Here is a 16416-nt window from a genome sequence, read left to right as displayed (position 1 = left end):
ACGTACACTGCAGGGTCATCTTCTAAGCCCCATTTTCGACATGATCATTACCAGTTTGCTGGACACGGACCTCTACAAGTTCACCATGATGCAGGTGGTTCTGCATCAATTTCCCGGTGCACAAGTTGAGTACCGTTTCAAATGCCGAAATCCTGGCGTCGAACTGGCACCTTTCGTTGAAGAAATTCGAAGCGAAATTAAATCACTTTGCAGCTTGCATTTCAAAGAAGATGAGCTGGCTTATTTGCGCTCTTTGCGCTTCATCAAAAGCGACTTTGTTGATTTTTTAGGCTTGTTCAAGCTGAATGAAAAATACATTCAGGTCACGCCCAATTTGGCGGGTGAAATTGACATCGTCATTCAAGGACCTTGGCTGCACACCATCCTGTTTGAAATCCCCGTGTTGGCCATTGTCAACGAGGTGTACTTTAGAAACACTCAGCGATTGCCCGATTTGATGCAAGGCCGTAGCCGTCTCGACACCAAAATCAAACAACTGCAAGCGGACGATCTGAAATCATTGAAGATTGCCGATTACGGTACACGTCGCAGATTTTCTCGTGCCTGGCATGAAGAAGTGTTGCGTGTATTGATTGGCCGACTGGGTTCAGGTCCAAATGGCCAATTTGCAGGTACCAGCAATGTGCATTTTGCATACATGCTGGGCCTCACGCCTTTGGGCACCATGGCGCATGAGTACTTGCAGGCTTGTCAAGCTTTGGGCCCACGACTGCGCGACAGCCAAGTCTTTGCCTTTGAGTCTTGGGCCCGCGAGTACCGCGGCGACCTGGGCATTGCATTGAGCGACGTCTATGGCTTCAATGCCTTCCTGCGTGACTTTGACATGTACTTCTGCAAGTTGTTTGATGGTGCGCGTCACGACAGTGGGGACCCCTTCATTTGGGGGGAGCGCATGATTGCGCATTACCGTGCCAACCGTGTTGACCCGCTTACCAAAACGCTGATTTTCAGCGACGGCCTGACCGTGCCCAAAACCATTGACTTGTTCAGACAATTCAACGGCCGTTGTCTGCTGGCATTTGGCATTGGTACCAACCTCACCAATGATTTAGGTTATGAGCCTTTGCAAATTGTGATCAAGATGACTCGATGCAATGGGCAGCCAGTCGCTAAACTGTCAGATACACCCGGTAAAGGGATGTGTGACGACGAAAAATACTTGGCATATCTGGCGCAAGTTTTTGAAATTTCGCCCATCAATTGATACGACGCTATTCAGTACAAACAACTCTAAGTTTTATTTTTAGGTGCAAGATTTATGAATTTAAATAGACACATGCGCTTCATGTGCTTGTTGGGAAGTTTGCTGATCCTGCCGGGCATTGCGAATGCTGCCGAGATGAATGGCGCTGAACTGAGTCCTCTTTGGGGAATTCCATTTGCTGGGATCTTGTTGTCAATTGCACTTTTTCCGTTGATGGCGCCACAATTTTGGCATCACCATTTTGGTAAGGTGACTGTGGCGTGGTCTTTGGCTTTTTTGGTGCCATTTGCATTGCTTTATGGCGTCGAACTTGCTGGTGCTAACATGATTCACGCCCTGTTGGCGGAATACATTCCATTCATTATTTTGTTAACTGCCTTGTTCACAGTATCAGGTGGAATTTTCATTCGTGGAAATTTACATGGCAGCCCTGGACTGAATACCAGTATCCTGGGCATTGGTGCAGTTTTGTCCAGTTTCATGGGTACAACAGGGGCATCCATGTTGATGATCAGGCCACTTATACGTGCCAATGACAATCGAAAGCATGTTGCGCACGTGGTCGTTTTTTTCATTTTCATTGTGGCCAACGCAGGTGGTTCATTAACGCCCTTGGGTGACCCCCCCCTGTTCTTGGGGTTTTTAAAGGGTGTTGATTTTTTCTGGACAGTTAAAACACTGCTTCCAGAAACGCTTTTCTTGGTAGGTTCTTTGTTGTTAATTTTCTACCTGCTCGATTCCTGGTTTTATCACAGGCGAGAAGAATTGCTACCTGTCGATCCAACACCCGACTCGCGTCAAATCGGATTTGATGGAAAGGTTAATTTTGTATTGTTAGGTGGTGTTGTCTGCTTAGTGCTGATGAGTGGACTTTGGAAATCTCCTGTGGTTTTTACCATTGTGGGTGCTGAAGTGGCATTGCAAAGTATTGTTCGCGATCTTGGTTTGGTTTTGATCATCTTCTTGTCTCTAAAACTAACACCTTCCCAAGTTCATTCTGATAACCAATTTAGTTGGGGGCCAATTCAAGAAGTTGCGAAATTGTTTGCAGGTATTTTTCTCACCATCATTCCTGTCATTGCGATGTTGAAAGCCGGTGTCAGCGGTCCGTTTGGTCCTGTGGTTGCGGCCGTTACCCAACCAAACGGTTCACCTGATGTGATGATGTATTTTTGGATCACTGGTTTGTTGAGTTCATTTTTAGACAACGCTCCAACTTACTTGGTTTTTTTCAACACAGCCGGTGGCAATGCACAAGAATTGATGACCACCATGTCCAGCACTTTGGCGGCAATTTCTGCAGGTGCTGTGTTCATGGGGGCCAACAGCTACATTGGTAACGCACCCAACCTCATGGTCAAGGCTATTGCTGAGGATCGCGGCATCAAAATGCCCAGCTTCTTTGGCTACATGGCTTGGTCTCTGTGTGTGCTGATTCCCTTGTTTGTCGTTATGACTTTTATTTGGTTCCGTCAATGAAAAAACCCGCTATCTTGGTCGCTCGTGCCATATTCCCAGAGACATTGGCGTATTTGTCGCAGCACTTTGAAGTTGAAAGTAATCAAGCTGATGAAGTGTTAAGTCCTTCTGAACTCTCAATGCGTTTACAAGGCAAAGTTGGCGCACTTACCACTGGCAGCGAACGAATTGATGGCGCCGTCCTGAAAGTCAATCCTCAATTGAAAATCGTTGCCAATATGGCTGTGGGTTTTAATAACTTTGATGTGCCGGCTATGACGGCTTCTGGTGTCTTGGCCAGTAACACGCCTGATGTATTGACAGAAACAACCGCTGACTTTGGTTTTGCGTTGCTGATGGCAACAGCCCGCCGAGTGACAGAGAGCGAGCACTATTTGCGTGCTGGTCATTGGCAAAAATGGAGTTATGACATGTTTGCCGGCGCTGAAGTTCATGGCAGCACCTTGGGCATCATTGGCATGGGGCGCATTGGCCAAGGTATCGCGCGCCGTGGTGCTTTGGGCTTTGGCATGAAAGTCATTTATCACAACCGCACCCAGTTGTCGCCGCAATTAGAAGCTGAATGCGAAGCCACCTATGTGTCGAAAGAGGCCTTGCTCAAAACTGCTGACCATGTGATGTTGGTGGTACCTTACAGTGCGGCGTCACATCACACCATCGGTGCCGCCGAATTGGCTTTGATGAAACCCACCGCGACTTTGGTCAACATTGCCAGGGGCGGCATCGTGGACGATGCGGCATTGGCCAAGGCATTGGCTGCGCGTCAAATTGCGGCCGCCGGCTTGGATGTGTTTGAGGGTGAGCCCACAGTTCATCCCGATTTGCTCAAAGTACCCAATGTGGTTCTCACGCCGCACATTGCCAGTGCCACCACCAAAACGCGTCTGGCCATGGCGCAATTGGCGGCAGACAACTTGGTGTCGTATTTCACCAAGGGGCATGCTTTGACACCGCTCAATCAAGTTGCTAGCGCAAGCTAACTTCCATGGAATTCTCATTGTTCATGGCTGTGTTGTGTGCTGTCTTGCTGGCTGTGCTGGCGGGCGTTTTCTTGATTTGGCGCCAACTGAAGTTGCAAGCCCATGACAAGCAAGAGCTTGCGCAACTGACTGCCGCGTTCAATGCAGCCAACGAACGCCTTGAGCGTGAATTGCGCAATGCCATTTCAGAGTCTGCAAGGGGTGGTCGTCAAGAACTGATTCAAACGCTAGGTACTTTCCAGCAAAGTTTGGTTCAGCAAAGTGCTGAAGCCACCCGGACGCAAAACAGCCAAATGGATGCTTTTGCGCAGCAGTTGTCCTTGTTGCAAAAAACGCTGTCGGACACGCTCACTTTGCAAGTGCAGCAACTTTCAGAAGCCAATGCAAGGCGCTTGACGGAAATGCGTGGCACCTTGGAAACACAATTGGCGCAACTCCAACAAAGCAACACGGCCAAGTTGGATGAAATGCGCCAAACTGTGGATGAAAAATTGCAAACCACTTTGCAAGCTCGCTTGGGTGAAAGCTTCAAGCAGGTGGCGGATCGCTTGGAGCAGGTGCACAAAGGTTTAGGCGAGATGAACACCTTGGCGCAAGGTGTTGGCGATCTGAAGCATTTGCTGACCAACGTTAAAACTCGGGGCATGTTTGGTGAAGCGCAGTTGGCATCCTTGCTAGAACAGGTGATGGCGCCTGATCAGTATTCAGCGCAATGTGCGACCCGACCTGGCAGTAAAAATCGGGTCGACTTTGCCATTCGCTTACCAGGCAAGTCTGAGGATGGCCAGCCAGTCTGGTTGCCCATCGATGCCAAGTTTCCAAACGAAGACTACGAACGCTTGCTCGACGCACAATCTCGCGCCGATGCCATTCAGGCGGAGTTGTGCAGCAAAGCACTAGAAGCCCGGGTTCGCTTGGAAGCCAAATCGATCACCGAAAAGTACATCGAACCCCCGTTCACCACCGACTTTGCCATCTTGTTTTTACCCACTGAAGGTTTGTATGCAGAAGTTCTGCGTCGACCTGGCTTGATTGAGTCTTTGCAGCGCGATTACCGCGTGACGCTGGCTGGCCCCACCACCTTGATGGCCATGCTCAACTCCTTGCAGATGGGTTTTCGCACACTGGCTTTGGAAAAACGCTCCAGCGAAGTCTGGCAAGTGCTGGGTGCCGTCAAAACAGAGTTTGGGAAATTTGGCGATGTGCTGGCCAAAGTCAAAGAGCAGACCCAAACGGTGCTCAACACCTTAGACAAAGCGCAAACGCGTAGCAATGTGATGCACAGAGCACTGAGGCAAGTGGAAGCCATGCCGGAGGGGCAGGTGCCTGGCTTGTTGTCTCAGGCGGCAGAAGAAAGTGATGGCGAGTCTCTGTGAAGCGAGAACTTGCCAGACTGATCAGCGGCCAAATTTTTTTGCATGCCTGCATGACGGGCATGCGAATGGCCACGCCCCTGTTGGCATTGCAACAAGGCTACAGTGCCATGGCGGTCGGTGTGTTGCTGGCCTTGTTTTCATTGACGCAAGTGTTCATGGCCATTCCCGCAGGCCGCTTCACAGACCGCCATGGCTTGAAAAAGCCCGTACGCTTCAGTGTCGTGGTGGCATGTGTAGGTGCGGGCTTGGCCATTGTGTGGCCCATTTTCCCTGTGCTTTGCTTTGGAGCCTTGACAACTGGTGGTGCCACAGGCATTACCGTTATTGCACTGCAAAGACATGTGGGGCGCATGGCCAGTGACGCCAATCAACTCAAAGAGACCTTCAGCTGGTTGGCCATTGGGCCTGCCATCTCCAACTTCATGGGCCCCTTTTTTGCGGGCTTGCTGATTGACCATGCTGGTGCGACGCCTGCAGATGCAAGTGGTTTTAGAGCGGCTTTTGTCATGTTGTCCATCATGCCGTTGGTGGCATGGTTTTGGATCCGCAAAGTTCAAGAGAAACCCGTTGAGCCTGTGCTCCCAGAGCATGCCAACAACCGTGTGTGGGACTTGCTGCACGAGCCCCTCATGCGTCGTTTGTTGTTGGTCAATTGGTTATTGTCTTCTTGCTGGGATGTGCACACTTTTGTGGTGCCCGTTCTGGGCCACGAACGCGGCTTGAGTGCGTCAGTGGTGGGAACCATCTTGGGATCTTTTGCGGTGGCCTCAGCCATGATTCGGGTCGTGCTGCCATGGATTGCGAGGCGTTTGCAAGAGTATCGGTTGCTGACCGGTGCGATGGTTTGTGCCAGTTTGATCTTTGCCGTCTATCCCTTGTTTGATTCAGCCTTGGCCATGGGCATTTGTTCCGTTTGTTTGGGTGTGGTTTTGGGGGTGGTGCAGCCCATGATCATGAGCACCTTGCACCAAATCACGCCGGATCACCGGCAGGGCGAAGCGCTTGGCTTGCGCATCATGACGGTCAATGCGTCCAGCGTGATCATGCCTTTGATTTTTGGCGCAGCAGGGGCAGTGGCGGGCGTCTCTGTGGTGTTTTGGGTGGTGGGGACCTGCGTTGCCAGTGGCACACCTCAGGCCTGGCGGCTCAGGCCAAAGCACGCAAGTCACCCAAGTTAACAGGGCAGCAGCTTTTTAATTTCTTCGCAAGCTTCTTCTGGCGAATCAACATATTTGAAGCACGCCAAATCTTCTTTGGCGATGGTGCCCGACGAGACCAGCCAGTCGAAGTCAATCAAGCGTTTCCAAAAATCCGAGCCATAAAGCAAAACGGGCGTCGCTTGGACTTTGCGTGTTTGAACCAAGGTGAGGATTTCAAACAATTCGTCCAATGTGCCGAAGCCGCCTGGAAATGAAATCAGTGCTTTGGCACGCATTGCAAAATGCATTTTGCGCAAAGCAAAGTAGTGAAACTGAAAGCTCAAGCCGGGTGTGACATAGGGGTTGGGTGCCTGCTCGTGGGGCAGTGAAATGTTCATAGCGACCGACGGGGCGCCGGCTTCCATGGCGCCTCGGTTGGCGGCCTCCATGATGCCGGGGCCACCCCCCGTGCAAATGGTTAAACGGTCTTTTTTGGGGTGAGAGGCGCAAGCTTGAGACACCAAGTGCGCAAACTTTCTGGCCGCTTCGTAATAGCTGGCATTTTCTAAATCACGCAGTGCCAGTGCCAACAACTCTGTGTTGGGGGCGGATGTAGGCAACTGCATCACTTCTTGGTAACGCCGCTGCGCCTCCTCTAGGCTTTTGAAGCGCGCACTGCCGAAGACCACCACCGTGTTGTGTATGCCTTCCTCGGTTTGAATCAGTTCTGGCTTGAGCAATTCAAGCTGAAAACGGATGCCGCGAGTTTCAGGGCGTCTTAAGAACTCGGGGTCATTGAATGCCAAGCGGTAAGCATCGGCCACTTCTTTGGATTCGTTCAGGTCTTGGGTTGATTGCATGACACCATTGTGAAGCATGCATGCTGAATTTCAAGCAAAAAAAGACCTCCGAAGAGGTCTTGATGGGGCAAAACTGGACTTTCGTCACAGCCTTTGCATTAGACGCGCTTGCGGTATTCGCCAGTGCGTGTGTCAATTTCAATTTTGTCGCCTTGGTTCACAAACAGAGGCACAGGTACTTCAAAGCCTGTTGCAATTTTGGCGGGCTTGAGCACTTTGCCGGATGTGTCGCCTTTGACGGCGGGCTCTGTCCAAGTGATTTCACGCTCTACGCTGGTAGGCAACTCAACAGAGATGGCCTTGCCATCATAGAACACCACTTCAACAGCCATGCCGTCTTCGAGGTAGTTCATGGCATCGCCCATGTTTTCGGATTCAACTTCGTATTGGTTGTATTCGCTGTCCATGAAAACATACATGGGGTCGGCGAAATAAGAGTAGGTGCATTCTTTTTGGTCCAAGATGACTTGGTCCATTTTGTCATCGGCTTTGAAGACCACTTCAGAACCCATGTTGCTCAACAAAGCTTTGAGTTTCATACGGACGGTGGCTGCACCACGGCCGCCACGGCTGTATTCAGTGCGCAAGACGATCATGGGATCTTTGCCTTGCATGATCACGTTGCCAACGCGGATTTCTTGAGCGATTTTCATAAGGTGTCCAGTGGTGCCTTTGTCAGGCGTTGAGTTGCTTTGAGTAAGTTGCTAAAAAAGATTTGTAATTTGTTTAAGGGCAAAGGCTGAAACTTTGCCCAAAGCCCAAGATTTTAGCGCTTTTCGGCCACAAATTGAAGAATTTGGCTGACCAGGTCCATTTGGGCCATCAATCGAGTGCGTGCAGACAGGACGCAGGCTTGCCAGAGGGGCAAGTCGATGGGGGGCAGGGGGTCTTGCGTGAGGTCATTCCAGCGCAGATGGTATGAACGCAAACTAGCAGGCGCCTCCAGCCAGTCCAAGAAAGCCCGTAGCTTGGGGCCGTGTGCGCCGTCCTCTTGGGGGTAAATGTGCCAAATGAAAGCTTGACCGGCCCAGATGGCCCTGACCAAGGAGTCTTCACCGCGAACGAAATTCAGATCACTTTGTGCCAATTGCACATCAAAGCTTGGTTGCGGTATGGGTGGGAGGATTTGAAATTGGGGCCTTTTGTAAGGAGGCAACTTCGTTAACGCATTTTCAAACGCAAGAGCGCCTCTGCCGTGTGCAACATGCCAAACGTTGGCGGGAGAGTGGCCCACGAGTTGGTCAATGGCTTCATGGAGCGCATCGGGCTCGTAGCAAAACAGAAAAGTTTTTTGTGGGACCAACGGCGCAGCGGGCGCTTGAGCGGGGAGGCGGTTTGCGACATGGGGTTCCCGAAGCAGGCCGCCTGTTTTCTCAGTGAACCCTGGATAGAAGAACCACTTGGTTCGTCCTTTGAGCGGACCGCTCATCACAGGCGAGGGCAGTTTATGGCTTCTCTCGACATAGGATTCGGCACTCAGATACTCCAGGTTCAGCCAAACAGGCGCTTGGGCTTCGGGCATGACTTTCAACTGACTGGAGGCCCAATCGACAAAGTGCTCGGGCAGATCGCATCCAAAGGCTTCTATCCAAATCTGGGACGCAAGGGATTTGTCGTTCAAGGGGCTTGACCAAGGTCGAACTTCAATCTGCCCCTTTTCAGATGCCAGTTGCCCCCAGCCCTCGGCATTCAAGTTGGCTTCGGGCGCCATCCAGGTGAGGGCGCTGGCGTCATCTACCCACAGTCGAATTTGATGCCCGCGCGACGCCAGATCGACGCTCAGGCGCCAACTGACCCCCAAATCTCCATGGTTGTCGATGACGCGGCAAAATATGTCCCAAAGCATGCGTGATATTGTCGCGCGCTTCAAGACACAATAGCGAGCATGTCGAGCGTTCACCCAGAATCTTTGTTGGCCGAAGTGGCTGCACTCCCCAGTTTGCCGGGGGTCTATCGCTATTTCGATGCCGAAGACCAAGTGCTGTACGTGGGCAAAGCACGCAATTTGAAGAAGCGCGTCAGCAGCTATTTCCAAAAAGACCACGGCGGCACACGCATTGGTCACATGGTGAGCAAGATTCGGCGCATGCAAACCACCGTGGTGCGTTCAGAAGCAGAGGCCTTGCTGCTTGAAAACAACCTGATCAAAACGCTCAGTCCCAAGTTCAATATTTTGTTCAGGGATGACAAAAGTTACCCTTACCTCAAAGTTTCTGGAACCGGCAGCGTTCGCAGCAACAAGTCGGATGAGGGCGTCAAGCCAGACGCCTATTCACGCATTGCCTATTACCGTGGTGGGGTTGAGAAAAAGCACCGCTACTTTGGACCCTATCCCAGTGCCTGGGCTGTCAAAGAAACCATCCAGCTCTTGCAAAAAGTCTTCAGGCTAAGAACCTGCGAAGACACTGTCTTTGCCAACCGCACCCGACCTTGTTTGCTGTATCAAATCAAACGCTGCTCTGGCCCGTGCGTTGGTGTGATTTCCGTTGAGCAATATGCCGATGACGTAGCGCATGCAGAGGCTTTTTTACGCGGCGAAACGCAATCGGTTTTGAAGGCGATGGAAGCCCGCATGATGGCGCATTCCGACAAACTGGAATTTGAATTGGCAGCCGAGGTGCGCAATCAGATGACCGCGTTGTCGCGTGTGTTGCATCAACAATCAGTGGACACAGTGACCGACACCGATGTCGACATCTTGGCCGTCAAAGTGCAGGGCGGACGTGCCTGTGTCAATTTGGCCATGGTGCGTGGGGGGCGGCATTTGGGCGATCGGCCCTATTTTCCATCGCATGTTGAAGATGGACATGCCATTGGCGGCACTGCACTCGAAGATGATGAGGCAGCCGCCTTGCCCAGCTTGGAAGTCAAAGTGCTGGAAGCGTTCATTGCGCAGCATTACCTTCAAATTCCTGTACCCCCCGCACTCATCACCAGCGAAAAAATTGACGCCAAAGTGATAGAGGCCATTTCATCCCAGACGGGCATCAAAGTGACGGCGGTTCACAACCCGCGGGAGCAGCGACGTGCTTGGCTGGAAATGGCCGAAAAAAATGCGGCGATTCAACTGGCCAGATTGTTGGCAGAAGAGGGCTCGCAACAAGCGCGCACGCGTGCGTTGGTCGAAGCCTTGGACTTGGCGCCCGATGACATCGATGCCTTGCGAATGGAGTGCTTCGACATCTCCCACACCTCGGGTGAAGCCACCCAAGCCTCTTGTGTGGTGTTTCAAAATCACAAGATGCAAAACAGCGAATACCGTCGTTACAAAATCGAGGGCATCACGCCGGGCGATGATTACGCTGCGATGCGCCAGGTGCTGATGCGCCGCTATGGCAAGGTGGCTGAGGCGATGAAGTCGGGCGAAGCGGACAACAAAATTCGCATGCCCGATGTGGTCTTGATTGACGGCGGTAAAGGTCAAGTGTCGATGGCACGCGAGGTCTTTGAGAGTTTGGGACTCGACCTGTCACTGATTGTGGGCGTGGAAAAAGGCGAAGGCCGAAAAGTCGGCCTGGAAGAGTTGGTGTTTGCAGATGGCCGCGACAAGGTTTATTTGGGCAAAGATTCCGCTGCTTTGATGCTGGTGGCCCAAGTGCGAGACGAAGCACACCGATTTGCCATTACGGGTATGCGCGCCCAACGTGCAAAGGTCCGGGTGGGCGGTGGCCGATTAGAAGAAATTGGCGGCATTGGTCCTAAAAAACGGGCCAAACTTCTTCAGCGCTTTGGTGGGGTGCGAGGCGTCGAAGATGCCAGTGTTGAAGATTTAATGTCGGTGGATGGCATTTCCCGAGAATTGGCTGAAACCATTTACCAGGCTTTGCATTGACGAAAACCCTCGGGCGGTAGACGTTTTCTCGGGTGCTTTGAACGGCTGTGTCAGCGAAAAGTCGTCAAGGCATGCCACAATAAGGGCCATGTTTTTCACCATTCCCACGCTCATGACCTGGACACGCATTGTTGCGATTCCATTCATTGTGGGAGTGTTTTATTCTGACCTGCCGCTGGAATCGCGCAATTTCTTGGCCACCACCATGTTTGTGATTTTTGCCATCACCGACTGGTTGGATGGCTACTTGGCGCGCAAACTCAATCAAACGTCTTCCTTTGGCGCGTTCCTCGATCCGGTGGCCGACAAATTTTTGGTCTGTGCGTCCTTGTTGATGTTGGTTCATCTGCACCGTGCTCACGTGTTGGTGGCCCTGGTCATCATTGGCCGTGAAATTGCCATTTCCGCCTTGCGTGAATGGATGGCCCAAATTGGTGCCAGCAAAAGCGTTGCCGTGCATTTTGTGGGCAAGCTCAAGACCACTGTTCAAATGGTCGCCATTCCCTTTTTGCTGTACAACGGTCAACTGTTCGGTGTCATCGATACCCACTTGTGGGGAACGGTGCTCATTTGGGCCGCAGCCATCCTGACCATCTGGTCCATGATTTACTACATGCAAAAGGCTTTGCCTGAAATACGTGCTCGCGTGAAATGAACCTCATTGCGGCTGAATGAGCGTTCATGAATTCAAATGATTCAACAGCTTCCTGGGTGAAGCACATGCCAGCAGTGTTCGTGCTCATTTGGAGCACGGGTTTCATTGTGGCGCGCTTTGGCATGCCCAATTCCCCCCCATTCTCTTTTCTGTGGTTCAGGTACTTGTTTTCAATCACCTGTTTTTTGGCTTGGATTCAATGGGCGCGCGTGAAATGGCCGCAAGACAAACGCGAATGGCTGCATTTGTCGGTCACAGGCGTCTTGATGCATGCAGGCTATCTGGGTGGTGTTTGGGCTGCTGTGAAGGCAGGCATGGGGTCGGGTCTTTCGGCCTTGATTGTTGGCTTGCAACCCGTACTGACAGCCATCTGGTTGTCAACCCATGGTGGCGCAGCACACAGCGCTGTCAGCCGCCGTCAGTGGATGGGCTTGTTGTTGGGTTTTTGTGGCTTGCTGTTGGTGGTCTGGCGAAAGCTCACGCAGGGCAGCGCCTTGGACCATGTGACGGCAGTTAACTTGAGTTTTGCAGTGATGGCCTTGTTTGCCATCACCTTGGGCACCTTGTATCAAAAAAGTTTTGTCAAACCTTGTGATGTTCGAACAGCCAATACAGTGCAACTGATGGCCGCCATGCTGGTGACCACGCCGCTGGCCTTGTTGGAGACTGAACCCATGCAATGGAATCAAGAATTGATGGGCGCCATGGCTTGGTCGGTTTTGGGTCTGACGCTAGGCGGCAGCTCATTGCTTTACTTGTTGATTCAAAAAGGCGCAGCCGCCTCAGTTTCCAGCTTGATGTACCTGGTGCCCCCTTGCACAGCCATGATGGCTTGGGTATTGTTTGATGAGCCGATCACTGTGGTGACATTGATGGGCATCGCGCTGACGGCATGGGGTGTCAGTTGGGTGGTTCGACCTGCCAAAATTCCTGAAGGAGAAAGAACATGAGTCAAAAACGAATTGCTGTGATTGCCGGTGATGGCATTGGTAAAGAAGTGATGCCCGAAGGCTTGCGCGTGATGGAAGCAGCGGCCAGCAAGTTCAATCTGGATTTGAAGTTTGATCACTTCGATTTTTCCAGTTGGGATTACTTTGAAAAGCACGGTCAAATGCTGCCCGACAACTGGAAAGACCAAATAGGGGGTCACGACGCCATCTACTTTGGCGCTGTGGGTTGGCCAGAGAAAATCGCTGACCATGTCTCACTCTGGGGTTCGCTGTTGTTGTTCCGCCGCGAGTTTGATCAATACATCAATTTGCGTCCTGCGCGTTTGATGCCCGGCATCATTGCCCCCGTGGTGCGCCGCGATGGCTCGCCTCGTCAGCCCGGTGAAATTGACATGTACATCGTGCGCGAAAACACAGAAGGTGAGTATTCCAGCATCGGTGGCCGCATGTTCCCTGGCACGCAGCGCGAGATTGTGATGCAAGAAACAGTCATGTCACGCGTGGGTGTGGATCGGGTGCTGAAGTTTGCTTTTGAATTGGCGCAGTCGCGTCCTAAAAAGCATTTGACCAGTGCCACCAAATCCAACGGCATTGCCATCACCATGCCTTATTGGGATGAGCGTGTGGTTGAGATGGCCAAGAACTATCCCGGCGTCAATGTCGACAAGTTCCACATTGACATTTTGACGGCCCACTTTGTGCAACGCCCCGACTTTTTTGATGTGGTGGTGGCCAGTAATTTGTTTGGCGACATCTTGAGTGATTTGGGTCCGGCCTGCACGGGCACCATTGGCATTGCGCCCAGTGCCAATTTGAATCCCGATCGCACCCATCCTTCTTTGTTTGAACCTGTGCATGGATCAGCCCCTGACATTGCGGGCAAAAACATTGCCAACCCCATTGGCCAAATTTGGTGTGGCGCCATGATGCTGGAATTTTTAGGCTGCAAACCCGCGCACGATGCTGTGTTGGCTGCCATTGAAAAAGTTTTGGCGCCCAATAGCGGTGCACCCCGGACGGCGGATATTGGGGGAAGTGCTAATACGCAGGACGTTGGCAAAGCCATTGCGGCCGCATTGTGAGAACTTTTCGGAACTAGTTTATATATTTAAAAAAAATTTTTCAGTCAAGCCCTCATTGCCATTGAGTTTGCGTCTAGAATTCGTTTCGCTTTGCGGTTTGTAGACACAAATTCATTTGACAGACGCGGTTTGTCTGCCTAAATTGAAGTTGACAAATTGCATCGCGGAGACAATGCTTTGTCTAAGAAGTTTCAGAATCTTCAAAAAACAAATTTTTAACATGATGAGTCACTCATTCATTTGAGTGCTCAAATTTTTTTCTAAGGCTCTTTGTATGAACAAGACAGAATTGATCGAGCACATTGCTAAACAAGCAGACATTTCAAAAGCTGCTGCCGGCCGCGCATTGGAAGCCACCATCGGCGCCGTTCGCACCACATTGAAAAAGGGCGGCACAGTTGCCCTGGTTGGTTTCGGTACGTTCGCCGTCACCAAGCGTGCTGCTCGCACTGGCCGCAACCCACGTACTGGCGCTGCCATCAAGATCAAATCTGCCAAGGTGCCTAAATTCCGTCCAGGTAAGGCCTTGAAAGACGCCTTGAATTAATCTTTGATCAAGGGGGTGATTAGCTCAGTTGGTAGAGCGGCGCCCTTACAAGGCGTAGGTCGGCGGTTCGAGCCCGTCATCACCCACCACCCCTCAAGCAAAGGCGAACAAATTGTTCGCCTTTTGTCTTTCAAGACTTTGACCGCGAAACTTTACTGAGAGTTCTCACATGTTTGATTTTGTCCGTAACAACACCAAGATCATGATGGGCTTGTTGTTCTTGCTCATCATCCCGTCCTTTGTGATGTTTGGCATTGAGGGCTACAGCCGCTTCAATGACAAAGGTGCCGTGGTGGCCAAAGTCAATGGCAACAAAATTGTGCAAGCCGAGTGGGATGCAGCGCACAAGCGAGAGGTTGACCGTATTCGTGCTTCCATGCCCAACATCGATGTCAAAATGTTTGACACGCCAGAGGCCAAATACGCTACCTTGGAGCGATTGGTGCGTGAGCAAGTGATTGCCGCCGCTGCACAAAAACTGCAATTGGTCGCCAGCGACACACGCCTTGCCCGTGAGTTGCAGCAAAGTCCTGCAATTGCCGCACTTCGCGGACCCGATGGCAAGTTAGACATGGAGCGTTACAAGCAATTGGCCGCTTCACAAGGCATGACCCCCGAAATGTTCGAATTGCAAGTGCGCGCAGATTTGTCCAGCCGCCAAGTGATTCAAGGTGTTCAAGCTTCAGCCTATGCCACGCCAGCTCAAACGCAAACGGCCATGAATGCGTTCATGCAGCGCCGTGAAGTTCAAATTTTGAATTTCCCAGCTGCAGACTTTCTGAACAAAGTAAGCATCACCGATGCAGAGTTGCAGGCGTTTTACGAAAAAAACACAGCTCAATTTCAGTCTGCAGAAACTGCAGACATTGAATATGTGGTGCTGGACACCGACAGCTTGAAGCAACTTGTCACGGTCAATGAGCAAGATCTCAAAACATATTACGAACAAAACTTGCAGCGCTTGTCAGGCAAAGAAGAACGTCGTGCCAGTCACATTTTGATCACTGCAGCCAAAGACGCACCTGAAGCGGAGAAAAAAGCGGCCCGTGCAAAAGCAGAGGCTTTGTTAAAAACCGTCAAGGCCAAGCCTGCCAGCTTTGCCGAGCTGGCGCGCAAAAACTCGCAAGACCCCGGTTCTGCCGTCAAGGGTGGTGACCTCGATTTCTTTGGCCGTGGTGCCATGGTCAAAGCCTTTGAAGATGCTGCATTCAGCATGAAAAAAGCAGACATCAGCGATGTGGTCGAATCCGAATTTGGTTATCACATCATTCAATTGACAGACATCAAGGCGCCCAAAGCACCCAGTTTTGAGTCATTGCGTCCTTCGCTCGAAGCCGATTTGAAAAAGCAACAAGCACAGCGCAAATATGCTGAGCTGGCTGAAACATTTTCCAACACGGTTTATGAACAATCAGACAGTTTGAAGCCTGTTGCTGAGAAGTTGAAGCTCAGCATTCAACAGGCTTCTAAAGTGGGCCGCAACCCTGCGCCAGCAACTTCGCAAACCAAGAACCCCATCAACCATCCTGGTTTGTTGCAGGCTGTGTTCAGCGAAGCATCTTTGCAAAAGCAGCGCAACACAGAAGCCATTGAAGTGGCACCCAGCACCTTGGTGGCGGCGCGTGTTGTCAAATACCATCCTGCTGCAGTGTTGCCCTTTGCCGAAGTCAAAGACATCGTCAAGCGCAATGTGACGCAAGAAAAGGCCGCTTCGTTGGCCAAAGCGCAAGGTGAACAACGTTTGGCCGCATTAAAGAACAACACAGGGACAGATGGCCTGCCCAATGCCATTGTCTTGTCGCGTGAAAAAACGCAAAGACAATTGCCCCAAGTGGTTGACGCTGCTTTGAAGGTCGATCCTTCCAAGCTTCCTGTAGCGCAAGGGGTTGATTTGGGCACACAGGGTTACGCAGTCATTCGCGTCACCAAAGTCTTGCCACCAGAATCTGAGAACAAGGACTTGATGGTGCAAGCCCAGCAACAATTCACACAGCTTTGGGGTTCGGCCGAAACGCAAGCGTATTTGGCACAGCTCAAATCCATGTTGAAGGCCGAGATTTTGGTCACCAAACCAAGCCCTGAAAAAGCCAAATCGGAAGCGCAGGGCGCCTGAATTTGAAATTCTTTGGGCTATAATCCCGCTTCTACGGTGGCTGTAGCTCAGTTGGTAGAGTCCAGGATTGTGATTCCTGTTGTCGTGGGTTCGAGCCCCATCAGCCACCCCAAAGATTCAAAAGGCTTGCAAGTTTTCTTGCAGGCCTTTTTCTTTGTATCGACGCCGACCGATGTAA

The 16416-nt window shown here is 51.4% G+C and carries 14 protein-coding genes and 2 tRNA genes; 13 read left to right on the top strand and 3 right to left on the bottom strand.

Annotation, left to right across the window (positions count from 1 at the left end; all coding sequences use genetic code 11):
• The first annotated feature begins 40 nt into the window (after positions 1-40).
• The 5 genes from pncB to L103DPR2_RS10640 all read left to right on the top strand — a co-directional run bounded on the left by pncB (position 41) and on the right by L103DPR2_RS10640 (position 6238).
• Entirely contained in the window at positions 41-1225 is a 1185-nt protein-coding gene (gene pncB, locus L103DPR2_RS10660; protein WP_055361071.1) for a nicotinate phosphoribosyltransferase, read from the top strand.
• 72 nt (positions 1226-1297) lie between these two features.
• Positions 1298-2704: a sodium:proton antiporter gene (locus L103DPR2_RS10655; RefSeq protein ID WP_231717627.1), complete on the top strand. Its 1407-nt coding sequence runs from the start codon at positions 1298-1300 to the stop codon at positions 2702-2704.
• Entirely contained in the window at positions 2701-3684 is a 984-nt protein-coding gene (locus L103DPR2_RS10650; protein ID WP_055361069.1) for a 2-hydroxyacid dehydrogenase, read from the top strand. Before L103DPR2_RS10655 ends, L103DPR2_RS10650 begins: the two co-directional genes overlap by 4 nt.
• Positions 3685-3689: 5 nt before the next feature.
• Entirely contained in the window at positions 3690-5060 is a 1371-nt protein-coding gene (rmuC, locus tag L103DPR2_RS10645) for a DNA recombination protein RmuC (protein ID WP_055361068.1), read from the top strand.
• The gene (locus L103DPR2_RS10640; RefSeq protein ID WP_156339894.1) at positions 5057-6238 is read left to right on the top strand and encodes an MFS transporter; all 1182 of its coding nucleotides are present in this window, start codon (positions 5057-5059) and stop codon (positions 6236-6238) included. The genes rmuC and L103DPR2_RS10640 overlap by 4 nt, the downstream gene beginning before the upstream one ends.
• On the opposite strand, the gene L103DPR2_RS10635 is transcribed toward L103DPR2_RS10640, so the two are convergent.
• The 3 genes from L103DPR2_RS10635 to earP form a co-directional block, all read right to left on the bottom strand.
• Positions 6235-7059, bottom strand: coding sequence for a TIGR00730 family Rossman fold protein (locus tag L103DPR2_RS10635; protein WP_082466893.1), 825 nt, complete (start codon positions 7057-7059; stop codon positions 6235-6237). The two genes, L103DPR2_RS10640 and L103DPR2_RS10635, sit on opposite strands and share 4 nt — an antisense overlap.
• Positions 7060-7157: 98 nt before the next feature.
• On the bottom strand, positions 7158-7712 hold the full coding sequence (gene efp / locus L103DPR2_RS10630) for an elongation factor P (RefSeq protein ID WP_055361066.1): 555 nt from the start codon (positions 7710-7712) through the stop codon (positions 7158-7160).
• Positions 7713-7825: 113 nt separating this feature from the next.
• Positions 7826-8905 carry an elongation factor P maturation arginine rhamnosyltransferase EarP gene (earP, locus tag L103DPR2_RS10625; protein ID WP_055361065.1) on the bottom strand — a complete coding sequence of 360 codons (1080 nt, stop codon included), beginning with the start codon at positions 8903-8905 and terminating at the stop codon, positions 7826-7828.
• A 39-nt stretch (positions 8906-8944) separates the two neighbouring features.
• Here earP and uvrC point away from each other — a divergent pair, with 39 nt between their 5' ends.
• The 8 genes from uvrC (at position 8945) to L103DPR2_RS10585 (ending at position 16350) form a co-directional block, all read left to right on the top strand.
• Entirely contained in the window at positions 8945-10891 is a 1947-nt protein-coding gene (uvrC, locus tag L103DPR2_RS10620) for an excinuclease ABC subunit UvrC (protein ID WP_055361064.1), read from the top strand.
• 88 nt (positions 10892-10979) lie between these two features.
• Positions 10980-11546 carry a CDP-diacylglycerol--glycerol-3-phosphate 3-phosphatidyltransferase gene (pgsA, locus tag L103DPR2_RS10615; RefSeq protein ID WP_055361063.1) on the top strand — a complete coding sequence of 189 codons (567 nt, stop codon included), beginning with the start codon at positions 10980-10982 and terminating at the stop codon, positions 11544-11546.
• Positions 11547-11572: 26 nt separating this feature from the next.
• Positions 11573-12496 (top strand): DMT family transporter, encoded by a 924-nt coding sequence (locus tag L103DPR2_RS10610; RefSeq protein ID WP_055361062.1) that lies wholly within the window; start codon positions 11573-11575, stop codon positions 12494-12496.
• A complete protein-coding gene (locus L103DPR2_RS10605; RefSeq protein ID WP_055361061.1) occupies positions 12493-13578 on the top strand; it encodes a tartrate dehydrogenase in 1086 nt (361 codons plus the stop codon). Before L103DPR2_RS10610 ends, L103DPR2_RS10605 begins: the two co-directional genes overlap by 4 nt.
• Positions 13579-13852: 274 nt before the next feature.
• Positions 13853-14125 (top strand): HU family DNA-binding protein, encoded by a 273-nt coding sequence (locus tag L103DPR2_RS10600; RefSeq protein WP_055361060.1) that lies wholly within the window; start codon positions 13853-13855, stop codon positions 14123-14125.
• Between the two features lie 13 nt (positions 14126-14138).
• Positions 14139-14214, top strand: a tRNA-Val gene (locus L103DPR2_RS10595).
• Between the two features lie 80 nt (positions 14215-14294).
• Positions 14295-16238, top strand: a complete 1944-nt coding sequence (locus tag L103DPR2_RS10590; protein ID WP_055361059.1) for a SurA N-terminal domain-containing protein — start codon at positions 14295-14297, stop codon at positions 16236-16238.
• A 36-nt stretch (positions 16239-16274) separates the two neighbouring features.
• A tRNA-His gene (locus L103DPR2_RS10585) sits at positions 16275-16350 on the top strand.
• Positions 16351-16416: the final 66 nt, after the last annotated feature.

This window comes from Limnohabitans sp. 103DPR2, from assembly GCF_001412575.1.
Classification (GTDB): domain Bacteria; phylum Pseudomonadota; class Gammaproteobacteria; order Burkholderiales; family Burkholderiaceae_C; genus Limnohabitans_A.
This window is presented reverse-complemented; position numbering and strand designations above follow the sequence as displayed.